The organism is Tabrizicola sp., from assembly GCF_030694085.1.
GTDB lineage: Bacteria > Pseudomonadota > Alphaproteobacteria > Rhodobacterales > Rhodobacteraceae > Tabrizicola.
The window spans coordinates 1-2,118 of the sequence record NZ_JAUXZE010000094.1 but is presented as its reverse complement, the minus strand read 5'-3'; the positions used below and the strand labels follow the sequence as shown (position 1 = coordinate 2,118).

Here is a 2,118-nt window from a genome sequence, read left to right as displayed (position 1 = left end):
GGTGCAAAGGTGCCGCAGGAAACGCAAGAATCCCGTTACTTTGACCGGATGATTCACAGCTATCCCATCCACCCGGAGGTTTTCACTCAGCTCTACGAGGAGTGGACGACGATCGAGGGATTCCAGCGCACGCGCGGCGTGTTGAAACTCATGGCAAAGGTCATTTTCAGGTTATGGCAGGATAACAACATGGACTTGATGATCCTGCCCGGCAGTCTTCCCCTCTATGATGGGAGTGCGCGCAATGAACTGGTTTACTATCTCGGGCCGGGTTGGGACCCAGTGATTGATCGCGACATTGATGGCGAGCGAGCCGAGACCACGGTGCTAGAAACGAGAGAAACGCGCTTTGGCTCGGTGCAGGCCGCCCGGCGCGTGGCACGAACGGTATTCCTGGGTAGTGCGCCATCGTCGGTGACCACCCGTCCCGGTATACGCGGCCTGGACCGGGCGCGTGTGCTGCTGGGCTGCCTCCAGCCGGGGCAAACGTCCTCACTTTATTCCGATGCGCTAAACCGGCTGGCAGACCAATTGCACTACCTGAACTCATCTGGCGACAAGGCGCAGGAGGCAACGCGCTATTGGTTTGATACCCGTGCCAATCTGCGGCGCGAGATGGAAGAGCGCAAGAAGCGGTTTGAAGACGGCGCAGTGCGCGGACGCATGGCCGAGATTCTTAAACGACTCACCAGCAACGCGACTTTCTTCGATGGCACACATATTTTTACCCCACACAGTGACGTGCCAGACGATAGTGCTCTGCGCTTGATTGTACTGGCACCTGAGCAATTCTATTCCCGAGAAGAATCGCGCTTGGCATTTGAGGGAGTGCTCGACCATGTTAGAAACCACGGAACCATGCCCAGGTATCGCGGCAACCGGCTGATCTTTCTCGCGCCAGATCATGGTGCGCTGACGCGACTGCGCGATTGCATCCGTATCGCCTTGGCCTGGAATTCCATCGTGGAAGATGTGGCTGAGATGCGTCTGGTGATCGATAATCTTCAAGCGCAACAGGCCAAGAATGAGCTTCGAGGGGCTGAGGAAGTTCTGCCGCGTGTCGCACGGGAGTGCTACAAGTGGTTACTCTGCCCTGCGCAGGATAACCCGACGGCAGCGAAGCCAACGGTGGAGTTTTTTCAGCTCAATACCGGCGGCGCGTCTCTGGGGTCTGAGATAGAGCGAGTGTGCATCGACAACGTATTGGTGATTACGACCTGGTCGCCGATACATCTGCGAGATGAGTTGAAGAAACTCTACTGGAAGACCGACAAGCCATCCTTCAGCGCTATGGCCTTTTGGGAAGACACGCTGCGCTACCTCTATTTGCCACGATTGAAAAGCCGCAGTGTGCTGGAACAAGCTATTGTCAAAGGCTCAGACAGTCAAGATTTCTTCGGAACGGCCTACGGGTATCACGAGGGAAAGTTCGATGGATTCAAACTTGGCGATGCGAACGTGCAACTGGACGACACGCTACTGTTGATTGAACCCGAGGCAGCCAGAGCGTACGAGGCCGCGCATCAACCTGCCACTCCACCCGGATCAGTGCCGCATGGAACGATTCCTCCCGACTCGACCCCACCCGGAGAAACGCCGCATGAGACGATTCCTCTCGTTTCCAGCCCGCCCGGATTCTCTCCAAAGCCCCACGCCTTCCATGGCAATGTGAGCATCATTGCTTCGACTGCCAAAATGCGCATGGTTCAGGTGGCGGAAGAAATTATTGCTGTTCTAGCTGCGGACCCCAACGCGGAGGTCAATATAACCGTAGAAATCCAAGTCAACTTCCCATCAGGCGCTTCAGATCATACCAAGCGTACCGTCACGGAGAATGCAAAGACGCTTGGCTTCAAGAATGCAGATTGGGAGTAAAAAAGATAAGCCGGTTTCAACGCACTTGGGGTTATTCTGCATAAAGGTACGTAACGCACCATAGGAATCCTGCTATGCTATTGAAAGTGACCAATATTATATTTTTAAAACTCCTAAATTTAAGTGTAAAAAAGCCCTGGATTTTAGGAGTTGGATAATGCCTTTTTTCATTGTAATTCAGTCTATTAGTAATTCTTATATGGTGCGTTACGTACCTTTATGCAGAATAACCCAAATATTTCG

General features: G+C 53.4%; 1 protein-coding gene. It reads left to right on the top strand.

Features of this window, described 5'->3' with window-relative positions; translation table 11 throughout:
• Positions 1–1,875: DUF499 domain-containing protein (locus tag Q8M85_RS22485; protein WP_305549035.1), on the top strand; the 1,875-nt coding region annotated here is incomplete at its 5' end.
• Positions 1,876–2,118: the final 243 nt, after the last annotated feature.